Genomic DNA, 23,241 nt, shown 5'->3' with positions numbered 1-23,241 from the left:
CAATGCCTTTACGTCCGCTCGTTTTGCTCAGTCTTTTCAGCCTGCTGGTGGCCTGTGGCAGCGATGCGCCCAAGCCTCAACCGCCCACACCAGGCCCGGCGCCGCAGCAGGCGCAGAAAAAAGCCAATCAGGCCGCCGCCCTCGGCCCGCTGCCAGCCCATCAACGCGAACTGAGCGGCACCCTGCAAGGTGTGCCGGCCGGTGCCGAAGTCGAACTGGCGCTGCTGGTGATCGATGCAAAGGATCGCCCGCAACAACTGCTCGCCAGTTCCAGCCTGATCGGCAACAACCAGATCCTGCCATTCCACGTGCGTTTCAATCCCGAGGCCTTTCCGGCGGGGGCGCGGGTTGAGCTGCGTGGCCGGGCGAGTCAGTCCGGCCAACTGATCCTGCATCTACCGTCGCAAACCATCACCCAGCCGACCACGCAGGCGTTGGGCCAGTTGCAGTTCGTCAAAGCACCATGAATGCACCGCTCGACCTGCAACAGGCATTGGGTGAATTGCTCGGCGACGCCAGACTCAAGGCCTGCGCGTTGCCCGGGACTGATTTACAGCTCTGGCTGATCGACGGCGACAACATGGCGCGCGAATTCCGCCAGGAAGAAACCCAGCGAATCCTTCATGAGCCGCCGTACTGGAGCTTTTGCTGGGCCAGCGGTCTGGCGGTGGCGCGCTATCTGGCTGAGTTTCCCGAATGGGTGCGCGGCAAGCGCGTGCTGGATTTCGGCGCCGGTTCCGGCATCGCCGGGATTGCGGCGGTGAAGGCCGGCGCGCTGGAAGTGGTGGCCTGTGATCTCGATCCGCTGGCGATTGCCGCCTGTCGGGCGAATGCCGCGCTCAATGATGTGCAAATGAGTTATTCGACGAACTTCTTTGCCGAGGCGGATCGCTTTGATCTGATCCTGGTCGCGGATGTGTTGTACGACCGGGCGAATCTGCCGTTGCTGGATGCGTTTCTCAGCCGTGGCCGCGAGGCATTGGTGGCGGATTCGCGGGTCCGGGATTTTCGCCATCCGTTGTATCAACGCATTGAGATGCTGGAGGCGATGACTTTGCCGGATCTGGCTGAGCCGGAAGAATTTCGGCATGTCAGCCTTTACCATGCGCGGCGTGACTAAAAGCTTCGCGAGCAGGCTCGCTCCCACAGGGGAATGCATTCCAGGGTGGGAGCGAGCCTGCTCGCGAAAGCGTCCTTGCAGGCGACACATATCTCAAAACCCACCCCGCTTCCGGCCACACCCCACCAAGCCGTATAGTTGCCCCATCCACGCTTCTACGAGATTCCCCATGAGTCAGCAAACGCCGTACATCTTCGACGCCACGACTGCCGATTTCGACCAGTCGGTGATCGAGGCTTCTTTCAACAAACCGGTGCTGGTGGATTTCTGGGCCGAGTGGTGTGCGCCGTGCAAGGCGTTGATGCCGATGCTGCAAGGCATTGCCGAGAGCTATCAGGGCGAGCTGCTGCTGGCCAAGGTCAATTGCGATATCGAGCAAGACATCGTCGCCCGTTTCGGCATTCGCAGCCTGCCGACCGTGGTGCTGTTCAAGGACGGTCAACCGGTGGACGGTTTTGCCGGCGCGCAACCGGAATCCGCCGTGCGCGCCTTGCTCGAACCGCATGTGCAGATGCCGCCGCCAGCCGCAGCAGATCCGTTCGAACAGGCTCAGGCGCTGTTCGATGACGGTCGCTACGCAGATGCCGAAGCGGCGCTGGTGGTGATGCTTAATGAGGACAACACCAACGCCAAGGCGCTGATTCTCTATGCACGTTGCCTGACTGAACGTGGTGAACTGGACGAAGCGCAAACCGTGCTCGACGCGGTCAAGAGCGATGAGCACAAAGCCGCACTGGCCGGGGCCAAGGCCCAGATCAAGTTCCTCGGCCTTGCCCGCGATCTGCCGGACGCCGCCGACCTGAAAGCACGTTTGGCGAAAGATCCGCAGGACGACGAAGCGGTGTATCAACTGTCGATCCAGCAACTGGCGCGTCAGCAATATGAAGCGGCGTTGGATGCCTTGCTCAAGTTGTTTATCCGCAATCGCAGCTATGGCGAGGGGTTGCCGCACAAGACGTTGTTGCAGGTTTTCGAGTTGTTGGGCAACGAGCATCCGCTGGTGACTGTTTACCGTCGCAAGATGTTTGCTGCGCTTTACTGAAGATCAAAAGATCGCAGCGTGCCGCAGCGCCTACAGGGGGATCGCAGTTGCCACCCTTTTTGCGGATGGACGCTGAACCTGTAGGAGTTGCCGCAGGCTGCGATCTTTTGCTTTTGCGGCCTACTCTACCCAGCTGTAAAGCGGCGTATCCCCGCCGCTCATCACCTTCACATCCGCACTGTGTCGCAGTCGCACCAGCAGACGCTTGCCTGATACCGCGCTGCCGGTCAGCCCTTCGAGCTGTTCCAGCAGGTCCGGCCCGCTGAGTTGCCCGGCCTTGCGCAACAGATCCTTGGCGAGCTGCCACAAGGCATCGTCCTGGTTCAGCGGTTTCGCCGCTGGCATCGTCGCAATGCCTTCAGGTTGAGCAATCGGCGCCTGCGCATTCAAGGCCGAACCGAGCCTGGCCCAATCGCTGTCATCCAGTTCCACCGTCAAATCCACCGGCACATCGCCGACGGTTCCGCGTATCCGCAACATTGAGTTCGCTCCCGCACATTTCTGACCTGCATGCTCCCACGGGACTTGTGTAACGCCAAGCGCACGGGCAAACTCTGCGCACTTTCGTTATAAGATTACATAACAAACTTTTCATTTTACTGTTCGGAGACCGTCATGCGCCGTCTGCTGCTCGCTTTGCCGTTTGCCCTGTTGCCGCTGGCCATCGCCCATGCTGCCAATGAGCATGACCACGATCACGACCATGAACACGGCAGCCTCGGCGCGCATGAACATGGCGTTGGCCGTCTCAACGCGGCACTGGATGGCCAGACGCTGGAACTTGAGCTGGAAAGCCCGGCGATGAATCTGGTGGGCTTCGAACATGCCGCCACCACGGACGCCGACAAGGCCAAGGTTGCCGCCGCCCGTGCGCAGCTTGAAAAGCCATTGGCCCTGTTTAACCTGCCAGCCGCTGCCGGTTGCAAAGTGGTCAGTCAGGAACTGGAAAGCCCACTGTTCGGTGACAAGCCGGATGCTGACGACCATGACGACGATGAAGCGGGCAAGGACAGCCACGAGCATCACCACGACCACAGCGAAATCCACGCGCACTATCAGTTCAGCTGCGCGACTCCGGGCGCACTGAAAACGCTGGATCTGGCGAATATCTTCAGCACCTTCCCGGCGACTCAGAAAATTCAGGTACAACTGATCAGCGCAAGCGGCCAGCAAGGTACGGAAGTGACGGCGAAGGCTGCCTCGCTGAAATTCTAAAAACACCGAAAATCCCCTGTAGGAGCTGCCGAAGGCTGCGATCTTTTGATCCTGGGCTTTTGAAGCAAGATCAAAAGATCGCAGCCTTCGGCAGCTCCTACGGGGTTCCGTGTTCAACCATGAAATTGGTGTCATGACCCAAGCACTCATCGAACTGTCCGACCTGGGCTTCAGTTGGCCCGGTCACCCACTGCTGCTGGACATCCCGGCGTTTCGGCTGGAAGCGGGTGAAACCCTGTTCCTCAAAGGCCCCAGCGGCAGCGGCAAGACGACCCTGCTCGGCTTGCTTGGCGGCGTGCAGAAACCTGATCGCGGCAGCATTCGTCTGCTGGGCCAGGAGCTGACCGAACTCTCGGCCGGTGCCCGCGACACATTCCGTGTCGACCACACCGGCTACATATTCCAGCAGTTCAACCTGCTGCCGTTTCTCTCGGTGCGCGAGAACGTCGAGTTGCCCTGCCACTTCTCGAAATTGCGCGCTGAACGGGCGAAACAGCGTCACGGCAGTGTCGATCAAGCCGCCGCCACCCTGCTCGCGCATTTGGGCCTGAAGGACGAAAGCATCCTCAGTCGCCGCGCCGACTCGCTGTCCATTGGTCAGCAACAACGGGTCGCCGCCGCCCGTGCGTTGATCGGTCAGCCAGAACTGGTGATCGCCGACGAACCGACCTCGGCGCTGGACTACGACGCCCGGGAAAATTTCATTCGCCTGTTGTTCGCCGAATGCCACGAAGCTGGTTCAAGCCTGCTGTTCGTCAGCCACGACCAGAGTCTGGCGCCGCTGTTCGACCGTCATCTGTCCCTGGCCGAGCTCAATCGCGCCGCCACGTCTGCCGAGGTCTGAGATGTATCTGTTTCGTCTGGCCATGGCCAGCCTGGCCAACCGCCGCTTCACCGCGTTGCTCACTGCATTCGCCATCGCCCTGTCGGTCTGCCTGCTGCTCGCCGTCGAGCGTGTGCGCACCGAAGCCAAAGCCAGTTTCGCCAGCACCATCAGTGGCACCGACCTGATTGTCGGCGCCCGTTCCGGTTCGGTGAACCTGCTGCTGTACTCGGTGTTTCGCATCGGCAATGCCACCAACAACATCCGTTGGGACAGCTTCGAACACTTCGCCAACAACCCGAAAGTGAAGTGGGCGATCCCGATGTCGCTGGGCGACTCCCACCGCGGCTACCGCGTGATGGGCACCACCGAAGCCTATTTCGAGCATTACCAATACGGCCGCCAGCAGCATCTGGCGCTGGCCGACGGTCGCGCCTTTGCCACCGATCCATTTGAAGTGGTGCTCGGCGCCGAAGTGGCCGACGCGCTGCATTACAAGCTCGGCGACAAACTGGTGCTGGCCCATGGCGTGGCCGCGATCAGCCTGGTCAAACACGACGACAAACCGTTCACCGTGGTCGGCATTCTCAAGCGCACCGGTACGCCGGTGGATCGCACGCTGCACATCAGCCTTGGCGGCATGGAGGCGATTCACATCGACTGGCACAACGGCGTGCCGGCCCGTGGCAACGGGCGGGTCAGCGCGGATCAGGCGCGAAACATGGACCTGACGCCGCAAGCGATCACCGCGTTCATGCTGGGCCTCAACAGCAAGATTTCCACCTTCGCCCTGCAACGCGAGATCAATGAATTCCGTGGCGAACCGATGCTGGCGATCCTGCCGGGCGTGGCCTTGCAGGAACTGTGGAGCCTGATGAGCACCGCCGAAAAAGCGCTGTTCGTGGTCTCGCTGTTCGTGGTGCTGACCGGGTTGATCGGCATGCTTACGGCGATTCTCACCAGCCTCAACGAGCGACGCCGCGAGATGGCGATCCTGCGTTCGGTGGGTGCGCGACCGTGGCACATTGCAAGTCTGCTGGTGCTGGAAGCCTTTGCCCTGGCGTTGACCGGAGTGATCGCCGGACTCGCGTTGTTGTACATCGGCATTGCTGCTGCGCAGGGTTACGTGCAGGCCAATTACGGTTTGTTCCTGCCGCTCGCGTGGCCGAGCGAGTATGAATGGACGCTGCTCGGTGGCATTCTGGCGGCCGCGCTGCTGATGGGCAGCGTGCCGGCCTGGCGCGCCTATCGCCAATCTTTGGCCGATGGCCTGTCGATCCGTTTATGAGGATGTTCACCATGCCCCGCGCACTGCTCGCGCTGTTATTGCTGGTCGCCCTGCCTGTGTGGGCAGCCGCGCCAAAAGACCTGACCTGGTCGGAAATGATCCCGCCGGACGCCGCGCCGGAAGTGCCGAACATGACGCCTCTGCACGACCTGTCGAAGATGAGCGATGCGTTGTCGGCTGAGTCGGCACCAGCAGCCAAACAGGACTTGCCGAATGCACCGGTGGTGCAAAGCCTCGACGGCCAGAACATTCGCCTGCCGGGTTATATCGTGCCGCTGGAAGTCAATGAAGAGGGGCGCACCACGGACTTTTTGCTGGTGCCGTATTTCGGCGCCTGCATCCACGTGCCGCCACCACCGTCGAACCAGATCGTGCATGTGAAAAGCGAACTCGGGGTGAAGCTCGATGAGCTGTATCAGCCTTACTGGATCGAGGGGCCGATGCAGGTCAAGGCGTCCAGCAGTGAACTGGCGGATGCCGGGTATCAGATGGAGGCAGACAAGATTTATGTGTATGAGCTGCCGGAGTGAATGCCGGTAATTTTGTGCTGATTGACCCATCGTTTTCGCGAGCAGGCTCGCTCCCACAGGAGATTACATTCCAAGGTGGGAGCGAGCCTGCTTGCGAAGAGGCCCTTCAAAATCCCACAAAAACCCGCCCCTTCACTGTTTCATTGAGCTGAGTCAAAAGACCGGATCAGACGGCTTCTTACAATAGGACATCAGAAAATTTTAATGTCCTTTTGGAGCCCCCATGAACAAGTCCTTGCTCAGCGCTTCGCTGGTTGCCCTCGCGCTCGCAGCCCCGCTCGCCCACGCCCACGAAGCCGGCGACATCCTGATCCGTGCCGGTGCAATCACCGTCAACCCGAAGGCCGACAGCTCCAGCGTCAAGGTCGATCAGGGTCCGTTGAGCGGCGCCAATCTGGGCGGCAAGGCGACCATGAGCAGCGACACTCAACTGGGTTTGAACTTCGCTTACATGCTCACCAACCACGTCGGTATCGAGTTGCTTGCAGCCACGCCGTTCGAACATGACGTGAAGCTCAAAGGCACTGCCCTGCCAGCAGCCAACGGCAAACTCGGCACGCTGAAACACCTGCCACCGACCCTCAGCGTCGTCTACTACCCGCTCGATTCGAAGTCGGCTTTCCAGCCGTATGTCGGCGGCGGCATCAACTACACCTGGATCTACGACGAACACGTCGGCAGTGAAGCCAGCGCCAACGGCTTCAGCAACTTCAAGGCGAAAAACTCCTGGGGTCTGGCGTGGCAGGTCGGCGCGGATTACATGATCACCGACAACATCATGCTCAACGCCCAAGTGCGTTACATCGATATCGACACCCGCGCGACCGTTGAGAACAACGCCGTTGCACCGGGCACTCGGGCACGGGTGAATGTGGATGTGGATCCGTTCATCTACATGGTCGGTTTGGGCTATAAGTTCTAAGCCGGATGTACAGAACGTTCACGTGGTGGTGAATGAGGCTTGGTGGTGAGCAGGTTGAAACTGCAGGCGACTGATGTGCAGTCGATCGGGGAATAAAATTCCCTTGCCACAGGGATTGAGACAAATCCCGGCCGTGAAAAAGGCGCCTGTTGAAGGGCGCCTTTTTCATGCCTGGGAGATTTGTGGAGTTAGCTAGATCCAGCCCCCTCACCCTAGCCCTCTCCCTCTGGGAGAGGGTTAGGGTGAGGGGCTTTTCAGGCGCGCCCCAACAACCGCGCCAAACCAACATTCATCGGCGTCTGTGGCGGTAGTTTGAATCGCTCGAGCAACCGCCGATTGTTCGCCCGCGAATGACGGATGTCGCCCGAGCGCGCCGGGCCGTAGCTGACGGGAGGCAACTCGCCCACTACCGCTTGCAGCGCTTCAAGCATCTGCTTGAGGCTCATCGCCTGATTCCAGCCGACGTTCACCGCGCCGATTTCGACAACAGGCTTTTCGATTGCCTGCACCAGAATGTCGACCAGATCCTCGACATAGAGGAAGTCGCGCGTCTGCTCGCCATCGCCGAACACGGTGATCGGCAAGCCGTTCTGCGCGCGTTCGCTGAAGATGCTGATGACCCCAGAGTACGGCGAGGATGGATCCTGGCGTGGGCCGAAGATATTGAAGAAGCGGAAAATCGCTGGTTCAAGACCATGCTGGCGGCGGTAGAAATCGAAGTAGTGCTCGCCGGCCAGTTTGTCCGACGCGTAGGGCGTCAACGGGGCTTTTGGCGTGTCTTCATCAATAGACTCGCCCTCACCGTTGTTGCCGTACACCGCTGCGCTGGAGGCGTATAACACCCGCTTGACCCCGGCCAGGCGCATGGCTTCGCAGACATTCAAGGTGCCGATGAAATTGCTCTGGTGAGTCTTCACCGGGTCATCCACCGACGCCTGCACCGAGGCCACCGCCGCCAAATGCGCGACCGCGCTGCAGCCCTGCATCGCCTGGGCAACCAACGCCGCATCGGCGACATCGCCAACAATCAGTTCCAGCCGAGGATTGTCCAGCGGCAGGTTGCTGCGTTTACCGGTCGACAGGTCATCCAGTATCCGCACCGAATGCCCCTTGGCGAGCAATGCGTCAGTCAGGTGCGAGCCAATGAACCCCGCGCCGCCGGTGATTAAAACAGTGCCTTCAGCCATGGCGATAAAACCTATCCAGTAAGCCCGGGAGCGCGGCACGCCAGGCGCGCGGCTTGATCCCGAAGGTGTGCAGAATTTTCTTGCAGGCGAGCACCGCGTGTTGCGGTTCCTCGGCAGCGTCCGGCCGTGCGGCGTGAGCCTGGGCGGTCGGCGCTTCGATGGCCAGCGCGTGGAGGCTGCGGGCCTCGGTCAGAATCGCCTGACCCAGCGCCAGCGGTGTGGTCGCCTCATGCCCGGCGTAGTGATAAGTGCCCCACAGCGGCGCCGCGCAATCGAGTTGCTTGAGCACCGAGATGATCACCCGTGCGGCATCGTCGACCGGAGTCGGATTGCCTCGGCGATCATCGGCCATGAGCAACTCTTCCGGCAGTTCGGCGCGGGCAAGGAAACGCCCGAGCGTGCCTTGCGCGCTGTCATCGAGCAGCCAGCCGAAACGCAGCAACACATGCTGCGGGCAGGTGGCGCGAACGCTTTGCTCGATCCGCCACAACGCCTGACCGCGCAGGCCCAGCGGCACCGGTTCGTCTTTTTCGCTGTACGCGGTGGCACGCGAGCCGTCGAACACCCGATAACTGGACGGTTGCACAAGGACGATATTGTGGTGCTGGCACAGTTCGGCCAGACGCTCGATGGCGCGTTCCTGCCCGGCCATGCGGCTTTCGCTGACCGTTTCGGCCTGGAACCAGTCGAAATAGTAGGCGAGGTTGATCAACGCATCCGGACGAGTGTCGTCAAGCAGTTGCGTCAGGCTCGCGGCATCCCAGCCGTCTTCTGGCGGGCGGGGGGCGAGGAAGCCGATGTCTTCTTCCGCACCGAGGCGAATCAGCGCCTGCCCAAGGGCATTTCCGCCGCCCAGTAACATAAGGCGCATTCGCATAAAGTCAGCAGGCCCAGTCTGATTGGAACGATGGCTTTGGCGACGATGCCAGCGGCACCGTCGTCGATAATTGCCGGAATCGTTGCATTTTGCGGGTTTAGTGCGCAACCGTCACCCGTAAAGTGTAGATCCCCGGGATTTATCCCAACGCGACTGGCCCTATCGCTGGCAAACCAGCCCCACAGGTTTCGCGGTGCCTCCAAATCCTGTCGGGTAGCTCAGAGTTTGTGTTGAGGCAACAACGGGTTGGAGGTGCTCACAAATCCTGTGGGAGCTGGCTTGCCAGCGATGAGGCCAGCAGCCTTAGTGAAATCCTGAGGTCAGCTGCGAGACGGGTGTGGCAAAACTACCGGCGACTGCTCCGGTGGCGTCTCCTGCGCTAACTCTCCTTGCCGCTGCGGCAATACAACCTGCTGTGGATAAGTCTGCGCGAAGTGCACCGATGGGCTGTTATCCACAAGCTTCTTCAAACGCTGATTGAACGCCCTGCTCACCGCATATTGCCCGCCGGACACCGTGCGAAATTGCGCCGTGAGCACTACGCCGTTGAGATCCATCTTGTCCACGCCAAACACATCCAGTGGCCCTTGCAGGTTGTATTTGAGGAAAGGGTCTTCGCGGATCGAATCGCCGGTCTCGCGAATCAACTCGATGGCCTTTTCGACATCCGTGTCATAGGTGAACTGCACCGAAAAGAACGCGAACGCAAACTGCCGCGATTGATTGGTCACAGCCTTGATTTGCCCGAACGGCACCGAGTGCACAAAACCCTTGCCGTCGCGCAGGCGCAACGTGCGGATCGTCAGCCCTTCAACCGTGCCGGCATGCCCGGAGTCGAGCACCACCCAGTCGCCGATCGACAGGGTATCTTCGATGATGATGAACAACCCGGTGATCACGTCCTGCACCAACTGCTGCGAGCCGAAACCGATGGCCAGACCGACCACCCCGGCACCGGCCAGCAGTGGAGCAACGTTGATACCCAGATTGGCCATGGTCGTGATCGCGCAAATCACCACGAGGATGATTTTGATCGCATTGCGCAACAGCGGCAGGATGGTTTTTACCCGGGTGCTGGGCTGGCGCGCCCCGCGCTTGCTGACCGGCGGTTTCAGCGCTTCTTGAATCGCCGTGTCGAGCACCACCCACAGCAGCCACGTCACCAGGAAGATCAGGCCAATGCTGCTCAAGGCATTGCTGATCGCCCGGCCGACCGTGCTGCTCTGGGCGAAATCAAGTAACGACACGCCCCAGATCCGCCCGAGGATATCGATGAAGGCAATGGCGATGACGATCCGCAGCAACGCATGCAAAAGGCTCAGGAAACGCTCTTTGTAAGCACTGCTGTGCTTGATCGTCTCGGCCTTTCGCGACTTGAACAGGTGCTGCAGGATGGTGCTCAAAAACACCGTCCCGATCAGCAGCACCGTGGTGAACAATGCGCAGCGCAGGGCCTTTTGATTGTCCTCGCCGATGCCGATCAGATTGACCGCCGACACCAGCACCATCAGCACAATCGGCCAATACCACAACCCGGAAAAAATCCGCAGCGACTCCTGCAATGACGGCTGTTTCAGACGCTGGCTCAGCGAACGGTTGCGGATCAGATGCGCCACCGGGCGGCGCAGGCGAATCACCAATAAACCGAAGATGATCGAAGCGATCAATCCGGTGAACACTGCAATACTGCTGGTGATGTTGCCGCCCAATTGCCGGGCGATTTGCGGGCTGGTCAACGCATCGCTGAGCGCAGCGAGAAAGCCGATCAGGAACAGGGGTCGCGGACAGTAATCGCGGATGATTTTTGCCGCCGGGCGTTTGTGCCCGACATTGAACATCACCACCACGCACAACAGCATTGACGTGGAAAAGATGCCGCTGCTGGTCGCATAAGCAAAACACAGCGCCAGGGCACGTCCTGCCGACGCTTGCAGGAAATGGCTGACGTACAGCGTCAACGGCAGGCAGATCAGCGCCGGCAACGTGTAGGGCAACAGATAGCCGAGCAGATCCTGGCAGCGCGGGTGCGTGCGAAACCAGCGACCTTCGCGCAGACGTTTAGCCAACAGGCTGCCGAGCACGGTCAACAGGGCGAATGTGCCGAGCCACACCCCGGACAGCGTCAGGAAGTCCCCGGCGACGCTCCAGCCAGAGCGGTTCGAGGGGTGATTGACCAGTTTGTCGACCTCATTCGCGGCACGGTCGGCGCGCAGGCGCCAGGCATCCACCAGATCTTCGTTGAGGTCGAGTTTTTCTTGTACGTCGTCGATGCTCGTACTGATGGCACCGAGCAACCCGCCCTGCACAATCGGTTCGGGCTTGGCCGGCTCCTCAGTCGCGGCCGGCAACCCCGGCAGTGTCGCGGCTTCGAGCTCGCTGGCACCGAGAAACAACAATGCTCCCAGCAGAATGGCGATCCTGAACTTCATCAAAACTCCGATCTCCCGTTGGCTGAACCTGTAAGGAACTGATCGGCAATTGGCTGGCAAGTTCAAGAGCCCCCTCACCCTGGCCCTCTCCCGAGGGAGAGGGAAATGAGCGAGTTGAATGCTGGAGGTACGCCGACTTGCGAGTCTTCAGTCGAACTCAGCTTTGGAACATTCCCCGATCAGCTCCCTTTCCCCCTCGCCCCCTCTGGGGGAGAGGGTTGGGGTGAGGGGGAGGCTTTTGATCTTTGCTCCCGCAGGTAATTAATGGCATTTCCACAAATGCACCGTCCGTAACACCGCCGAAACTTTCCCGAACAGCCAGCAGTCATGAACAGACAGAGGCTGTACGAGGACTTTCAACGGGAGGGCGGCATGGCAACGATTCACATCGGTATTTCAGGCTGGCGCTACGCCCCGTGGCGCGGGGATTTCTACCCCGATGGACTGGCGCAGAAGCGCGAATTGCAGTTCGCCTCGCGAGCGGTCAACAGCATAGAGATCAATGGATCGTTCTACGCCCTGCAACGACCCGAACGCTATGCCCAGTGGTACGCCGAAACGCCCGACGACTTCGTCTTCAGTGTGAAAGCGCCGCGTTTCATCACCCATATCCGCCGCTTGCGCGAGATAGAAAAGCCATTGGCGAATTTCTTCGCGTCAGGTGTGCTGGAGCTCAAGGAAAAGCTGGGGCCGATCCTTTGGCAGTTCCCACCGAACTTCAGATTCGACGCCGAACGTTTCGAGCATTTTCTCGCACTATTACCCCACGACACCGAAGCTGCCGCCGCCCTCGCCCGTCAACACGACTCGCACCTGCATGGCCACGCCTGCATGAAAGCCTGGCGCAAAAAACCGTTGCGCCATGCTGTCGAAATTCGTCATGACAGCTTCATCGATGTCGACTTCGTGCGCCTGTTGAAACGCCACAACATCGCACTGGTGATTGCCGACACCGGCGGTAAATGGCCGTATCGCGAAGACGTGACCAGTGACTTCGTCTACCTGCGCCTGCACGGTGCCGAGGAACTCTACGCCAGCGGTTACAGCGCACCGGCGCTCAAGCGTTGGGCGGATCGGATCGAAGCCTGGCATCACGGGAAACAACCGACAGATGCCCATTTGATCGCCCCGCGCCTGAAACCTCGAGTGCGCAAATCACGTGAAGTGTTCTGCTATTTCGACAACGACATCAAAGTCCGCGCGCCCTACGATGCGCGCAACTTGCTACAGCGTTTCGACCTCGACCACGACTTGGCCACCACGCCCGGTGAGCCCGCTGGCGAAGGAGTGCTGGCATGAGTGTTTCAGAGCCGGTCGGTTTCACCGACGAAGGGGCCGAGGTCGAGTCATCCGTGCGCAGCTTCACCGTGCTGACGGTCAACACCCACAAGGGCTTCACCGCGCTCAACCGGCGTTTCATCCTGCCGGAACTGCGCGAAGCGGTGCGCAGCGTCGCCGCCGACGTGGTGTTTCTGCAGGAGGTGCACGGCACCCACGAGCACCATCATCAGCGCTACGACAACTGGCCTGCGATGCCGCAATACGAATTCCTCGCCGACAGCCTCTGGCCGCAGTTCGCCTACGGGCGCAACGCGGTGTATCCGGAGGGCGATCACGGCAATGCGCTGCTGTCGAAATTCCAGATCATCCGCCACGACAATCTCGACGTATCCATCAGCGGTCACGAAAACCGTGGCCTGCTGCATTGCGTGCTGCGCCTGCCCGGCGACGGCAAAGAGGTGCATGCGATCTGCGTGCATCTGGGCCTGCGCGAGAGCCATCGCAACGAGCAACTGGGCTTGCTGATGCAACGCCTTGCAGAACTGCCGGACGATGCTTCGGTGATTGTCGCTGGCGACTTCAACGACTGGCGCCAGCGAGCTGATGCGCTGCTCAAACCCTGCGGTCTGCGTGAAGTGTTCGCCGAGCATCACGGCAAACCGGCGCGCAGTTTTCCGGCACGTTTGCCGACGCTGCGTCTCGACCGCATCTATGTACGCAACCTCAAGGCCAGCCAGCCAAAAGTGCTGGCGAACCGGCCTTGGTCACACCTTTCCGACCACGCCCCGTTATCGGTGGAGATCGAACTATGAGCAGCGCACCGATGGAAAAATCCGCTGTGGAACCGATAAGCATCAACCCGCCTGTGCGCCAGCCGGGTCAAGTCGATGTCGAGTACCACTGGCAGGGCGGCAACCGCGTGGAACTGCTGGAAAACGGCGAGGAATATTTCCCCCGCGTGTTTGCCGCAATGCGGGCGGCGAAGAGTGAAATCCTGCTGGAGACCTTCATCGTCTTTGAAGATAAGGTCGGCGCCGAATTGCAGGAGATTCTGATCGACGCCGCCAAGCGCGGTGTGCGCACCACCGTCAGCCTCGATGGCTTCGGTTGCGGCGAGTTAACCACAGGCTATCTCTCGGCGCTCAGCGATGCCGGCGTGCATCTGCAAATCTTCGACCCGGCCCCCAAACACCTCGGAGTTCGCACCAACTGGTTCCGTCGTTTGCACCGCAAAATCGTTGTAGTCGACGGCTTGGTTGCGTTCATCGGCGGGATCAATTTTTCCGGTGATCACCTCGCCGATTTCGGCCCTGAAGCCAAGCAGGATTACTCGGTGCAGGTGCAGGGTCCGGCGGTGGCCGACATCCATCACTTTGCCCTGCTGCAAAGCGGTCGCCCGGGCCGGGCCAGGTTTTGGTGGCAACGTCGCCGCCAGCGCCGTGCAGAGATGGCTTTCACCGATCACGACGGCCAGGTGCGCCTGGTGTTCCGCGATAACGACCAGCACAGCACCGATATCGAAGATGTGTACATGCAGGTGCTGCGCCGCGCCAAACATCGCGTGGTAATCGCAAACGCCTACTTTTTCCCCGGCTATCGCTTGCTGCGCGAGATACGTAATGCTGCGCAGCGCGGGGTCGATGTCCGGCTGATTCTTCAAGGCCAGCCAGACATGCTGGTGGCCAAACTCGCGGCGCGGATGACCTATGACTATCTGCTCAGGGCCGGCGTGCAAATTCACGAATATTGCCAGCGCCCGCTGCACGGCAAAGTCGCGCTGGTAGACGAAGAATGGAGCACCGTCGGCTCGAGCAATCTCGACCCGCTGAGCCTGTCGCTGAACCTGGAAGCCAACGTATTGATCCGCGACCGCGCGTTCAATCAGATGCTGTTCGAGCGTCTCGAAGACCTCAGCCAAAACCACTGCAAAGCCATGGATGCCGCCAAGTCGCCGCGCGGACGCATCTGGCACATGACCGTGGGCTTTCTGGTATTCCACTTCCTGCGGCACTTTCCGGCCATGGCCGGTTGGTTGCCCGCGCACAAACCCCGGCTCAAGCCATTTCGAGGTGATCGCTCATGAGCCATTCCGACGCGTCATCCGCCAGCCATTCGGCGCCAGCAACCCACTCGCGCTGGAGCAAATGGAAGCGTCCGCTGACGGTGGTGTTCTTTCTCGCGCTGATCGTGCTATTGACGATGTTCGCCACACGTATCGAATGGGCCGAGGTGCTGCAAACCCTTGCCGACTTCAAGGTGCGCACGCTGATCATCGCGGCCGGCATCACCCTCGTGAGTTTTCTGACCTACGCCAGCTTCGACCTGATCGGCCGCACTTACATTCGCCAGGACCTGACCTGGAAACAGATTCTGCCGGTGGGCATCATCAGCTACGCGTTCAACCTAAACCTCAGCGCCTGGGTTGGCGGGATCGCCATGCGTTATCGCCTGTATTCAAGGCTCGGCGTGAGCAAAGGCAACATCGCCAAGATTCTCGGCCTGAGCCTGGCGACCAATTGGTTCGGCTACATGACCATTGCCGGCGTGGTGTTCAGCAGCGGACTGGTGAGCATGCCGCCGGGCTGGAAAATCAGCAGCACGGCGTTGCAGGGGATCGGCGTGTTGTTGCTGTTGATCAGTGCCGGGTATCTCGCGGCGTGCCAGTTCTCCAAGCGCCGCGAGTGGTCGATTCGCGGGGTGGAAATCAACTTGCCATCGCTGCGCATGGCAGTGTTGCAACTGCTGCTCGGCGCGCTGAACTGGTCGCTGATGGCCGCAGTGATCTTCACACTGCTGCCGAGCAAACTGGATTATCCGTTAGTGCTTGGCGTGCTGTTGATCAGTGCGATTGCCGGGGTCATCACGCACATTCCGGCGGGGCTCGGGGTGCTGGAGGCCGTGTTCGTGGCGCTGCTGCAACACGAGGCCTCGCGAGGCAGCCTGGTGGCGGGGTTGCTGGCGTATCGAGCGATTTACTTCCTGTTGCCGCTGCTGATTACGCTGGTGATGTACCTGGTTGTGGAGGCGAAGGCCAAATCGCTGCGGATCGAGAAAACACCGTCCTGATTCTTTTTGCAGCTGCCGGAATCTTCGCGAGCAGGCTCGCTCCCACATTTGAAATGCGCCCCCTGTGGGAGCTGGCTTGCCAGCGATGGCGCCGGAAAGAACGCCACAGTCTATGAAGACTGAATAATGCTCAACCGCTCGCCAACGACCATCTCGGTAATCCAGTCCACCAGAATCGACGTGTATGCCTGCTGAGAAACCGGCTCGCTCAACGCATGATCCGCGCCATCAATGATCCGGTGCGTCAGCGAATGCGTCTGCTGACACGCGGCGCGGTAACTCATGATCGTCGCGTGCGGCACGAAATCGTCGGTTTCCGATTCCACCAGCAACACATCTCCAGTGAATTGCGAACACGCATGCAGTGCACGGTTGTTGTCGGCGCGAACCAGTGCGCCGCGATAATCGCGCAGGTCAGCCTTGTCCAGATCGCGTTTCGGCGTGTGCCATTGCTCATCGCGATACAGCGCCGGCACCCGTAGAGCCAGCCAGCGCACCGGGCGCAACGAGGTAAGGATCGACGCGAGGTAGCCGCCGTAACTGGTGCCCACCACGGCGATGGCCGATGTGTCGAGCGCCGGGTGGGAGAGCAAGCGGTCGTACGCCGCCAGCAGATCGCGCAGATTATCTTCGCGGGTAACCCGACTCAGCGAAATTCCGCTGCCGCCAGTGTGGCCGCGCAAGTCGAAGGTCAAACACACGCAGCCGAGGCCGGCGATCCCTTTCGCCCGTTCAAGATCACGCTCCTGGCTGCCGCCCCAACCGTGGACAAACAACACCCCCGGCACCTTCGATTTAGGACTGAGAAACGTCCCGCTCATTTGTTCATCATCAATGTCGATTTGAATGCTTTCGCTTCTAGCCGTCATAAGATTTGACCATTACGTATTTGAGGAGAAATTCGCTGTTCTCAGCCGGGCCGCGATACACCTCGATGGCGTCCGCCGGCAGCGGCTGATCAATATAGGTTTCCACTGAAGATACGCGGATTGCGCGCATTGCGGGGTCGTTGACGAAACTTTGCAGTGCCGCCACTTCTGCGCTGCTGGCGCCGCCCATGCGCCAGGATTGTTCCAGTACGCCGCTGCGGGTTTTGCCGCTGCTGTCCAACCCTTGGGCGATGTCGTAGTTGCGGCGCGAGGCGTAGAAACGCGGATAGGCCTCATCGGCGGCGCTGTCGAACACTTGCGCCTGCTCGATGGCCAAACGCACGTCATCGGGCAATTCCAGCGCCAGCAAATCCTCATAGCCGCCCTGCACCACCAGCAGATTCGAGCCGCCGTAGACGTCTTCGCCATGAGCATCTTTGGTCAAGTATTGATCACCGCAGTAACTCAGCACGCTGTCGCCAATGAATGACTGGCCGACGCTGTGGGTGATGACCTCGCTCAGGTCTTGCTCCAGCACTACGCCTTCGCTGAACAGCTCGTGTGCTTCAGGTCGGGCGAGAATTTCGTCGAAGGCGTCGAGGCTTTTGATGACTTCCTGACCGCGACCGGCGCAAGCGTGAATTGGCTTCAGACGGATCGGCCCGCTGTACAACAAATGCTCGGCGGCAGGCCGCGCATCTTCGAAGGCGAACACGCTGAGGCCATCAAGCACCACGCTGCGCACGCGTTCAGAGAACAGCGGCGACCAGCCTTGCGGCGCTCGGGCCAGATGACTGCGCAGGCCATGACTGATGGCTTTGGTACAGATGAAGTCGTATTCGACATAGCCGCCCCACAAGTCATCGGGACCTTTTACCCCAAGTGCCTGGGCGCTGGCGGCGCCAACAAGAGTTTGCGTCGGCAACAGATACAGGTCACTGCCGCGATGTTTCGCGGGGTCATAAGCGCCGCCGAATTTTAAACCGAGAATCTGCGCCAGCCAGCGCGCCAGGGCCTTGTTGGTTTCCACCTCGTGCTGCGGCGCTTCGGCGCGAACGGAGTGGGCAACCACGATTTTCTTGCGGGGTGTCGGGGTCATGCGTCCCCCTTCAGGCAGGCTAATGAATGTAGACAGGAAAGGTGCAGAGATCAGGCCAACGGTAACCCCGTGGAAAGCGCTGGTGAATCAACTGCTTGGCGCAAGCGTAATGGCACCGCGCCTGTTTCAATCTGCACGACGACTCACTAATCCCCGGCAAATTGCACGATCCAACGCTTCACAGATAACCCTGCGGGAGCTGGCTTGCCAGCGATAGCGGTGGGTCAGCCACCGACTTGCCCAACTGTAAGACCGAATCGCCAGCAAGCCCGCCCCCACAGAGATTACGACAGTCTCTGATCAACCAGCTAAACCAAAACGCCCCCGATACTCACTCGGCGCCAGCCCGGTGATCTTCTTGAAAATGGCGCGAAATGCCCCCGGATCCTGATAGCCCACCGTCCACGCAATATGGTCGATCGTGTCATTGGTGAACTCGAGCAACTCCCGCGCCTTGCCCACCCGCAGGTGCTGGCAATACTCGGTCGGCTTCAACCCGGTCGCCGCACGAAACCGACGTAGAAACGTGCGCTCCTCCAGCCCTGCCCGCTCGGCCATCGCGGCCAGCGAAACATCCGTCGCGCCGGTGCCTTGCAACCAGTGCTGCACCTTGAGAATCGCTGCATCGCCATGACTGAGGATCGGCGCGAAATTACTCCCGCACTCGCTGGCGCTGTCGCTGTGTTCCACCACCAGAAACCGCGCCGTGGCGGTGGCGATACCAGGTCCGAGCAGACGATCGACAAGCCGCAACCCCAGCTCCGACCACGCCATCAAACCGGCCGTGGTGATCAGGTCGCCGTCATCGACAATCGGCGTGTCGGCCTTGAGCCTGATCTTCGGATAACGCTCGGCGAATGCCTTGGTCGAGGTCCAGTGGGTGGTAGCGCTGCGGCCGTCGAGCAGACCGCTTTCGGCGAGCATCAGTGAGCCTACGCAAACCCCGCCGAGCGTCGCACCACGGGCGTGTTGCTCGCGCAGCCACGGTGCCAGAGCGACAGGCATTTGTGACGCAGAAAATCCGCCGATCGAGGGCGGTATCAGCACCGCCAGCAAATGGCTTTCGGTGCCGGGAAGACTGTCGTAAACCCGCGCTGGTGGCTGATCACCTTCGACCTGCCAGTGACTGACGCGCAACAGCGGCAATTGCGCAGCCTGATGCTCGCCAGCGATCCGGTTGGCCACTGCGAACAGATCAGTCAAACCATGCACCGCCGCCATCTGCGCGCCGGGATAAATCAGCACGCCCAATTCAGCCACGGCGGCCCTTTCTGCGCCCATTGTCAGTTTTCCCCTGTCTATTGTCGGTGGGGCCAATCCTCGAATCACCGGCCAGCGCCAATACTGAAGCCACTTTCAGCCAATACCTCAAGGACACACCCATGGCCAAGCAAGCGCTCATCGTAGTCGATATCCAGAACGACTACTTCCCCCAAGGCAAGTGGCCGCTGGTCGGTGCCGACGCCGCTGCCGACAACGCCGTCCAACTGATCGCCGCATTCCGTGATGCGGGGGACTCGGTGATCCATATCCGCCACGAATTCACCTCACCCGAGGCCCCGTTTTTTACGCCAGGTTCCGACGGCGCGAAGCTGCATCCGAAAGTACTCAACCGCGCCGATGAACCCGTGGTGCTCAAGCATTTCGTCAACTCGTTCCGCGAAACCGAACTGCAATCGATTCTGGAAGAAAAAGGCATCAAGGAATTGGTGGTGGTCGGCAGCATGAGTCACATGTGCGTCGACGGCATCACCCGTGCCGCGGCCGATATGGGTTACAGCGTCACGGTGATCCACGACGCCTGCGCCAGCCGTGATCTGGAGTTCAACGGTCTCACCGTACCGGCGGCGCACGTCCACGCCGCGTTCATGTCGGCGCTGGGTTTTGCGTACGCCAGTGTGGTGTCGACCGACGAATTCCTCGCCGCCAATCGCTAAAGCCCTGCAGCGCGATACTTTCTAATCATCAAGGCCCGCCTCGCTGCGGGCCTTTTTTCGCTTGTCATGAAAATCTCACGCGTGAGTCATTGATGGCATTTTGAATTGGTTGTAGTGTGGCTCACGCGTGAGACATTCATAACCGGGTCACTGCCATGAAAAGCCGCTCCTCCACTATTGCATCAGAAAGCCCAAAGGGAGAGCGCTCGAAACCGTCCGCAAAAAAACCGTCGAGTTTCTACATGAAGCAGATGCGCGCGGGCCTGGCTGCCGCCGGTTATGTGAAACACGAAACTTGGGTGCTTCCCGAAAACCGAAGCTTGCTCAAGCAGATGGAGCAACAGCTACGCCAACCGATTCTGGCTGGCTCATTCATGTCGGAGAATTACATGAGCGCAGGCAACAACTGGAACATCGATAGCCTCTTCAACGCCCTCAAGGCACTGGACGAGGTGGCTTCGCAAGAGATCACGCTGTCTCTGATCCAGAGCTCCGAGCCCAGCATCAAGCTGGAAATGAACGATTTCGGCGGCCTGCCGATTCACATCGCCCTGGCCGGTCAGCAGATCATCGTCGACACCGTGCTGGTGGACATCGATTCGATCACTGACGTCCATGCCTTCAACGACGCCGTATTGCGCAGCCGGGAAATGTTTCCGCTGTCGTCGATCGGTATCGAGTCGATGCCTAACGGCCAGACCGTTTACAACATGTTTGGCGCACTGAGCGCCGACTCGAGCCTGACCAACGTGGTCACCGAGGTGAAAACCCTGGTCGACAACGTGCAGCGCGCGAGCGAAGCCTTCGAACACTTCTTCAAGTAATCAACAGGGAATATCCAATGACTCAGTCCATCTGGAGCAAGTTGTTCACCGCACTGCGCGGCGGCGCCAGTGAAGTCGGCGAAAGCATCGTCGACCAACAGGCCTTGCGCATCCTCGATCAGGAAATCCGCGACGCCGATACCGCGCTGTCGAACGCCCGCCGTGAACTGGTCACCATCATGGCCAAACACAAACTGGCTGCTGACCGCGTGAGCGAGTACGACGCCAAGATCAAGGATCTGGAAGCCAAGGCTGTCTCGGCCCTGAACGCCGGCCGTGAAGACCTGGCACTGGAAGTGGCCGAAGCGATTTCGACCCTGACCAACGACCTGGATGTCGAGAAGAAACAAAGCGACGAGTTCGGCACCTACGCCGCCAACATGCGCAAAGACATCAACAAGGCCGAATCGCGGATCAAAAGCCTGCGCCAGCAAGTGGACATGGCCAAGGCCCGTGACAGCGTGCAGAAAGCCCAGGTCAGCGCGTCCATCGCCAGCGGCGGTGCCAACGGCAAACTGGAAACCGCAGTCGGCACCTTGAACCGCCTGCAAGCCAAACAGCAGCAGCGTGCTGCCGAACTGAGCGCTGCGGACGAACTGGCTGATGCCGCGACCGGCAACGATCTGGACCGCAAACTGCGCGACGCCGGTATCACGCCGAACGAGGGCAGCGCCAATGCGATCCTCGAGCGCCTGAAGCAGAAATCCGCTCAGTAAAAACTGCGCCAAACCTGTGGGAGCGAGCCTGCTCGCGAAAGCGGTGTACCCGTCGACATCCATGTTGACTGACACGCACCATTCGCGAGCAGGCTCGCTCCCACATGGTTTACCGGCTTCAAATCCTTCTGCTCGTTCACCACGCAGCCCGGTACACTAGCGACGTTTTTTTGCCAACGAACACCTCCACCCGCTTCAAGGAACGTACCCATGGGATGGTTTAAAGATTTGCTGGGCACCAGCAACTGGCAGACCGCTGCGCCAACGCCAACCGTTGCCGGCGGCCCACTCGGCATGGCGCAAGGCAAGGGTGTCAGGTTCGATTCGACCCTTTCGTTGCTGCTCGACGGTTCGACTTCGGTGCGTGTGCCCTTCGATCAGGCGGTCTGGAGCGCAGGCTGGGTCGATCTCGGCCAGTCCAACAAACTGCACCGCTATTACATGAACGACGAGGATTTCTGGGTGCAGATCCACGTCACCGGCGATGACCAGATCGAATCGGTCACGCTGTTCAACTACCTCACTTACGTGACCGTCAACAGCGATGCCGAGCTGCAGCGCCTGGCCGGCCCCAACAGCCTGATCGGCCTGCCGACCTACACCCACGAAGGTGTCGAATACACCCGCGAGTGGGGCACCGAACAGGGCCAGACCGAACTGGTGCCGATGACCGAACACGTGGTCAATGTGGACGAAAGCTACACCATCAACCATCACTCGATGCTCTACGCACGCGAGACCGGCCTGACCGATCGCCGCGAACTGTTGCTGTTCTCCGTCGAACAGGATGAAGAAGGCACCGTCAGCTTGAGCACCTCGCTGGGCATCTCGTTGTACACGACTGACCTGAGCACCATTTAAATAAGGAAGTTTTCCATGCTGGAAGTGCTGGCCGTATCCCTTAACAAGACCGCGTTGACCGGTTTCATCGTCTACCTGATCGGCGCCGTGCTGCTGTTCATGCTGTTTCAATTCGTCTACACCCGCGTCACTCCGCACAAAGAGTTCGAGCTGATTCGTTCCGGCAACGCGGCCGCTGCCGTCGCGCTGGCCGGTGCAATCATCGGTTTCGCCATTCCCGCCAGCAACGTGATTGCCTTTTCGGTCAACGTTGTCGACTTCGTGGTTTGGGCGGTGATCGCCGCAGTGGTGCAACTGCTGGCGTTCCTTGGCACGACCCTGGTGCTCAAAGGTACTTCGCAGCGCATCGCCAACGGTGAAATGGCCGCTGGCATCTACGTCGCCGCCGTAGCGATTAGCGTCGGCATGCTCAACGCTGCGTGCATGACGCCGTCCAACTGATCGGCAGGAAGCCTTAGATGAAACGAAGTAAATACGTTCAGTTGTCCCTCGCAGCGTCAGTGGCCATGGCCATCTCTGGCGAAGCGGCGGCAGTCGATCAGCCCCGCAACTTCCAGAGCGTGGAACAGTGCGTCGATGCCGAAGTCGCCGCTGATGTTTGCTCGAATGCTTACGTTGCGGCCCTGACCGAGCACCGACGCATCGCTCCGGCGTATGACGACAAAGCCAAATGCGATGCGGATTTTGCCGCCGACTGGTGTCAGAAAAATTCCGATGGCCGCTTCGTGCCGAAACTCGGTGGCTTCAAAGTGCCGCAGCCCGGTGAAGCCGCGCAAAATCTCGATGCCATCGCCGACGCGCAGATGCCGGCGGGTGACACAACATCCAGCAACGCGACCCAGAGCACTTCGCACTACTCCGGTGGTGGAGGCGGCGGCAATGGCATGTTGACCGGATGGCTGATCGGCAATGCGATGAGCAACAATTCCAACCGCACGGTTTACCGCGACCGCGATACACGCCAGACCTACAACACTTCGACGCAGTACCGCAAAATCGAATCGGCACCGCGCAGCCAACCGGACTACGAGAGCACCAGAAGCAAACCGGTGAACGTCGCCTCTTCGACTTCCCGTGGCGGCTTCGGCAGCCAGTCCAGCGCGCGCAGCGGTTGGGGTGGCTGGGGTAGCAGTTCCGGTCGTTCGAGCAGCTGAC

The 23,241-nt window shown here is 60.2% G+C and carries 25 protein-coding genes; 18 read left to right on the top strand and 7 right to left on the bottom strand.

The window, feature by feature from the left end; genetic code table 11:
- The first annotated feature begins 2 nt into the window (after positions 1-2).
- From AB4P92_RS19200 to trxA, 3 genes are all read left to right on the top strand, one after another.
- Entirely contained in the window at positions 3-467 is a 465-nt protein-coding gene (locus AB4P92_RS19200) for a YbaY family lipoprotein (RefSeq protein ID WP_042562223.1), read from the top strand.
- A complete protein-coding gene (locus tag AB4P92_RS19195; protein WP_395598009.1) occupies positions 464-1,120 on the top strand; it encodes a class I SAM-dependent methyltransferase in 657 nt (218 codons plus the stop codon). The genes AB4P92_RS19200 and AB4P92_RS19195 overlap by 4 nt, the downstream gene beginning before the upstream one ends.
- 169 nt (positions 1,121-1,289) lie before the next feature.
- Positions 1,290-2,162 (top strand): thioredoxin, encoded by an 873-nt coding sequence (gene trxA / locus AB4P92_RS19190; RefSeq protein ID WP_042561302.1) that lies wholly within the window; start codon positions 1,290-1,292, stop codon positions 2,160-2,162.
- A 120-nt stretch (positions 2,163-2,282) separates the two neighbouring features.
- Here the strand turns inward: trxA and AB4P92_RS19185 are convergent, their stop codons facing one another.
- The gene (locus AB4P92_RS19185) at positions 2,283-2,642 is read right to left on the bottom strand and encodes a hypothetical protein (RefSeq protein WP_200613297.1); all 360 of its coding nucleotides are present in this window, start codon (positions 2,640-2,642) and stop codon (positions 2,283-2,285) included.
- A gap of 135 nt (positions 2,643-2,777) precedes the next feature.
- On the opposite strand from AB4P92_RS19185, the gene AB4P92_RS19180 reads away from it, so the two are divergent.
- The 5 genes from AB4P92_RS19180 (at position 2,778) to AB4P92_RS19160 (ending at position 6,940) form a co-directional block, all read left to right on the top strand.
- Positions 2,778-3,377, top strand: coding sequence for a DUF2796 domain-containing protein (locus AB4P92_RS19180; protein ID WP_395598008.1), 600 nt, complete (start codon positions 2,778-2,780; stop codon positions 3,375-3,377).
- Positions 3,378-3,510: 133 nt separating this feature from the next.
- Positions 3,511-4,221 (top strand): ABC transporter ATP-binding protein, encoded by a 711-nt coding sequence (locus AB4P92_RS19175; protein ID WP_395598007.1) that lies wholly within the window; start codon positions 3,511-3,513, stop codon positions 4,219-4,221.
- Between the two features lies 1 nt (position 4,222).
- Positions 4,223-5,488 (top strand): ABC transporter permease, encoded by a 1,266-nt coding sequence (locus tag AB4P92_RS19170; RefSeq protein WP_395598006.1) that lies wholly within the window; start codon positions 4,223-4,225, stop codon positions 5,486-5,488.
- A gap of 11 nt (positions 5,489-5,499) precedes the next feature.
- Complete coding sequence (locus AB4P92_RS19165; protein WP_042562226.1) at positions 5,500-6,018, top strand: DUF3299 domain-containing protein; 519 nt, start codon at positions 5,500-5,502, stop codon at positions 6,016-6,018.
- 223 nt (positions 6,019-6,241) lie between these two features.
- A complete protein-coding gene (locus tag AB4P92_RS19160) occupies positions 6,242-6,940 on the top strand; it encodes an OmpW family protein (protein ID WP_042561309.1) in 699 nt (232 codons plus the stop codon).
- A 254-nt stretch (positions 6,941-7,194) separates the two neighbouring features.
- Here AB4P92_RS19160 and AB4P92_RS19155 read toward each other — a convergent pair whose 3' ends face one another.
- The 3 genes from AB4P92_RS19155 to AB4P92_RS19145 form a co-directional block, all read right to left on the bottom strand.
- On the bottom strand, positions 7,195-8,127 hold the full coding sequence (locus tag AB4P92_RS19155; RefSeq protein ID WP_395598005.1) for an NAD-dependent epimerase/dehydratase family protein: 933 nt from the start codon (positions 8,125-8,127) through the stop codon (positions 7,195-7,197).
- Positions 8,120-9,004 carry a sugar nucleotide-binding protein gene (locus AB4P92_RS19150; protein ID WP_042561311.1) on the bottom strand — a complete coding sequence of 295 codons (885 nt, stop codon included), beginning with the start codon at positions 9,002-9,004 and terminating at the stop codon, positions 8,120-8,122. Before AB4P92_RS19150 ends, AB4P92_RS19155 begins: the two co-directional genes overlap by 8 nt.
- Positions 9,005-9,324: 320 nt before the next feature.
- The gene (locus tag AB4P92_RS19145; RefSeq protein ID WP_047303689.1) at positions 9,325-11,436 is read right to left on the bottom strand and encodes a mechanosensitive ion channel family protein; all 2,112 of its coding nucleotides are present in this window, start codon (positions 11,434-11,436) and stop codon (positions 9,325-9,327) included.
- 369 nt (positions 11,437-11,805) lie between these two features.
- Between AB4P92_RS19145 and AB4P92_RS19140 the strand changes: the two genes are divergently transcribed.
- The 4 genes from AB4P92_RS19140 to AB4P92_RS19125 are packed head-to-tail and all read left to right on the top strand — an operon-like array spanning position 11,806 to position 15,780.
- Positions 11,806-12,732 carry a DUF72 domain-containing protein gene (locus tag AB4P92_RS19140; protein WP_261736546.1) on the top strand — a complete coding sequence of 309 codons (927 nt, stop codon included), beginning with the start codon at positions 11,806-11,808 and terminating at the stop codon, positions 12,730-12,732.
- Positions 12,729-13,526, top strand: coding sequence for an endonuclease/exonuclease/phosphatase family protein (locus AB4P92_RS19135; protein WP_042561314.1), 798 nt, complete (start codon positions 12,729-12,731; stop codon positions 13,524-13,526). The genes AB4P92_RS19140 and AB4P92_RS19135 overlap by 4 nt, the downstream gene beginning before the upstream one ends.
- Complete coding sequence (gene clsB, locus AB4P92_RS19130) at positions 13,523-14,797, top strand: cardiolipin synthase ClsB (protein WP_395598004.1); 1,275 nt, start codon at positions 13,523-13,525, stop codon at positions 14,795-14,797. Before AB4P92_RS19135 ends, clsB begins: the two co-directional genes overlap by 4 nt.
- Positions 14,794-15,780, top strand: a complete 987-nt coding sequence (locus AB4P92_RS19125; protein WP_047303693.1) for a lysylphosphatidylglycerol synthase domain-containing protein — start codon at positions 14,794-14,796, stop codon at positions 15,778-15,780. Before clsB ends, AB4P92_RS19125 begins: the two co-directional genes overlap by 4 nt.
- A gap of 110 nt (positions 15,781-15,890) precedes the next feature.
- On the opposite strand, the gene AB4P92_RS19120 is transcribed toward AB4P92_RS19125, so the two are convergent.
- From AB4P92_RS19120 to AB4P92_RS19110, 3 genes are all read right to left on the bottom strand, one after another.
- Positions 15,891-16,649 carry a S9 family peptidase gene (locus AB4P92_RS19120; RefSeq protein ID WP_042561317.1) on the bottom strand — a complete coding sequence of 253 codons (759 nt, stop codon included), beginning with the start codon at positions 16,647-16,649 and terminating at the stop codon, positions 15,891-15,893.
- A complete protein-coding gene (locus AB4P92_RS19115; RefSeq protein ID WP_273877722.1) occupies positions 16,639-17,748 on the bottom strand; it encodes a DUF3182 family protein in 1,110 nt (369 codons plus the stop codon). The genes AB4P92_RS19120 and AB4P92_RS19115 overlap by 11 nt, the downstream gene beginning before the upstream one ends.
- 300 nt (positions 17,749-18,048) lie before the next feature.
- Positions 18,049-19,029, bottom strand: coding sequence for a GlxA family transcriptional regulator (locus AB4P92_RS19110; RefSeq protein ID WP_047303697.1), 981 nt, complete (start codon positions 19,027-19,029; stop codon positions 18,049-18,051).
- A gap of 101 nt (positions 19,030-19,130) precedes the next feature.
- Between AB4P92_RS19110 and AB4P92_RS19105 the strand changes: the two genes are divergently transcribed.
- The 6 genes from AB4P92_RS19105 to AB4P92_RS19080 all read left to right on the top strand — a co-directional run bounded on the left by AB4P92_RS19105 (position 19,131) and on the right by AB4P92_RS19080 (position 23,240).
- Positions 19,131-19,685, top strand: coding sequence for a cysteine hydrolase family protein (locus tag AB4P92_RS19105; protein WP_042561320.1), 555 nt, complete (start codon positions 19,131-19,133; stop codon positions 19,683-19,685).
- Positions 19,686-19,927: 242 nt separating this feature from the next.
- Positions 19,928-20,509, top strand: coding sequence for a YjfI family protein (locus AB4P92_RS19100; protein WP_224787147.1), 582 nt, complete (start codon positions 19,928-19,930; stop codon positions 20,507-20,509).
- Between the two features lie 17 nt (positions 20,510-20,526).
- A complete protein-coding gene (locus AB4P92_RS19095; protein ID WP_042561322.1) occupies positions 20,527-21,225 on the top strand; it encodes a PspA/IM30 family protein in 699 nt (232 codons plus the stop codon).
- Positions 21,226-21,435: 210 nt separating this feature from the next.
- The gene (locus AB4P92_RS19090; protein ID WP_042561323.1) at positions 21,436-22,086 is read left to right on the top strand and encodes a DUF2491 family protein; all 651 of its coding nucleotides are present in this window, start codon (positions 21,436-21,438) and stop codon (positions 22,084-22,086) included.
- Between the two features lie 15 nt (positions 22,087-22,101).
- A complete protein-coding gene (locus AB4P92_RS19085; protein WP_042561324.1) occupies positions 22,102-22,527 on the top strand; it encodes a DUF350 domain-containing protein in 426 nt (141 codons plus the stop codon).
- Between the two features lie 17 nt (positions 22,528-22,544).
- The gene (locus AB4P92_RS19080; protein ID WP_042561325.1) at positions 22,545-23,240 is read left to right on the top strand and encodes a DUF1190 domain-containing protein; all 696 of its coding nucleotides are present in this window, start codon (positions 22,545-22,547) and stop codon (positions 23,238-23,240) included.
- Position 23,241: the final 1 nt, after the last annotated feature.

This window comes from Pseudomonas sp. A0308 (genome assembly GCF_044218815.1).
GTDB classification, from domain to species: domain Bacteria; phylum Pseudomonadota; class Gammaproteobacteria; order Pseudomonadales; family Pseudomonadaceae; genus Aquipseudomonas; species Aquipseudomonas iridis.
The sequence above is the reverse complement of the archived record's forward strand: the minus strand, read 5'-3'. Positions and strand labels throughout refer to the sequence as shown.

Bases quoted from the DNA above. Each gene is read 5' to 3' on its own strand.
- AB4P92_RS19200 (WP_042562223.1), top strand. From the start codon at position 3: ATGCCTTTACGTCCGCTCGTTTTGCTCAGTCTTTTCAGCCTGCTGGTG.
- AB4P92_RS19195 (WP_395598009.1), top strand. From the start codon at position 464: ATGAATGCACCGCTCGACCTGCAACAGGCATTGGGTGAATTGCTCGGC.
- trxA (WP_042561302.1), top strand. From the start codon at position 1,290: ATGAGTCAGCAAACGCCGTACATCTTCGACGCCACGACTGCCGATTTC.
- AB4P92_RS19185 (WP_200613297.1), bottom strand. From the start codon at position 2,642: ATGTTGCGGATACGCGGAACCGTCGGCGATGTGCCGGTGGATTTGACG.
- AB4P92_RS19180 (WP_395598008.1), top strand. From the start codon at position 2,778: ATGCGCCGTCTGCTGCTCGCTTTGCCGTTTGCCCTGTTGCCGCTGGCC.
- AB4P92_RS19175 (WP_395598007.1), top strand. From the start codon at position 3,511: ATGACCCAAGCACTCATCGAACTGTCCGACCTGGGCTTCAGTTGGCCC.
- AB4P92_RS19170 (WP_395598006.1), top strand. From the start codon at position 4,223: ATGTATCTGTTTCGTCTGGCCATGGCCAGCCTGGCCAACCGCCGCTTC.
- AB4P92_RS19165 (WP_042562226.1), top strand. From the start codon at position 5,500: ATGCCCCGCGCACTGCTCGCGCTGTTATTGCTGGTCGCCCTGCCTGTG.
- AB4P92_RS19160 (WP_042561309.1), top strand. From the start codon at position 6,242: ATGAACAAGTCCTTGCTCAGCGCTTCGCTGGTTGCCCTCGCGCTCGCA.
- AB4P92_RS19155 (WP_395598005.1), bottom strand. From the start codon at position 8,127: ATGGCTGAAGGCACTGTTTTAATCACCGGCGGCGCGGGGTTCATTGGC.
- AB4P92_RS19150 (WP_042561311.1), bottom strand. From the start codon at position 9,004: ATGCGAATGCGCCTTATGTTACTGGGCGGCGGAAATGCCCTTGGGCAG.
- AB4P92_RS19140 (WP_261736546.1), top strand. From the start codon at position 11,806: ATGGCAACGATTCACATCGGTATTTCAGGCTGGCGCTACGCCCCGTGG.
- AB4P92_RS19135 (WP_042561314.1), top strand. From the start codon at position 12,729: ATGAGTGTTTCAGAGCCGGTCGGTTTCACCGACGAAGGGGCCGAGGTC.
- clsB (WP_395598004.1), top strand. From the start codon at position 13,523: ATGAGCAGCGCACCGATGGAAAAATCCGCTGTGGAACCGATAAGCATC.
- AB4P92_RS19125 (WP_047303693.1), top strand. From the start codon at position 14,794: ATGAGCCATTCCGACGCGTCATCCGCCAGCCATTCGGCGCCAGCAACC.
- AB4P92_RS19120 (WP_042561317.1), bottom strand. From the start codon at position 16,649: ATGACGGCTAGAAGCGAAAGCATTCAAATCGACATTGATGATGAACAA.
- AB4P92_RS19115 (WP_273877722.1), bottom strand. From the start codon at position 17,748: ATGACCCCGACACCCCGCAAGAAAATCGTGGTTGCCCACTCCGTTCGC.
- AB4P92_RS19110 (WP_047303697.1), bottom strand. From the start codon at position 19,029: ATGGGCGCAGAAAGGGCCGCCGTGGCTGAATTGGGCGTGCTGATTTAT.
- AB4P92_RS19105 (WP_042561320.1), top strand. From the start codon at position 19,131: ATGGCCAAGCAAGCGCTCATCGTAGTCGATATCCAGAACGACTACTTC.
- AB4P92_RS19100 (WP_224787147.1), top strand. From the start codon at position 19,928: ATGAAGCAGATGCGCGCGGGCCTGGCTGCCGCCGGTTATGTGAAACAC.
- AB4P92_RS19095 (WP_042561322.1), top strand. From the start codon at position 20,527: ATGACTCAGTCCATCTGGAGCAAGTTGTTCACCGCACTGCGCGGCGGC.
- AB4P92_RS19090 (WP_042561323.1), top strand. From the start codon at position 21,436: ATGGGATGGTTTAAAGATTTGCTGGGCACCAGCAACTGGCAGACCGCT.
- AB4P92_RS19085 (WP_042561324.1), top strand. From the start codon at position 22,102: ATGCTGGAAGTGCTGGCCGTATCCCTTAACAAGACCGCGTTGACCGGT.
- AB4P92_RS19080 (WP_042561325.1), top strand. From the start codon at position 22,545: ATGAAACGAAGTAAATACGTTCAGTTGTCCCTCGCAGCGTCAGTGGCC.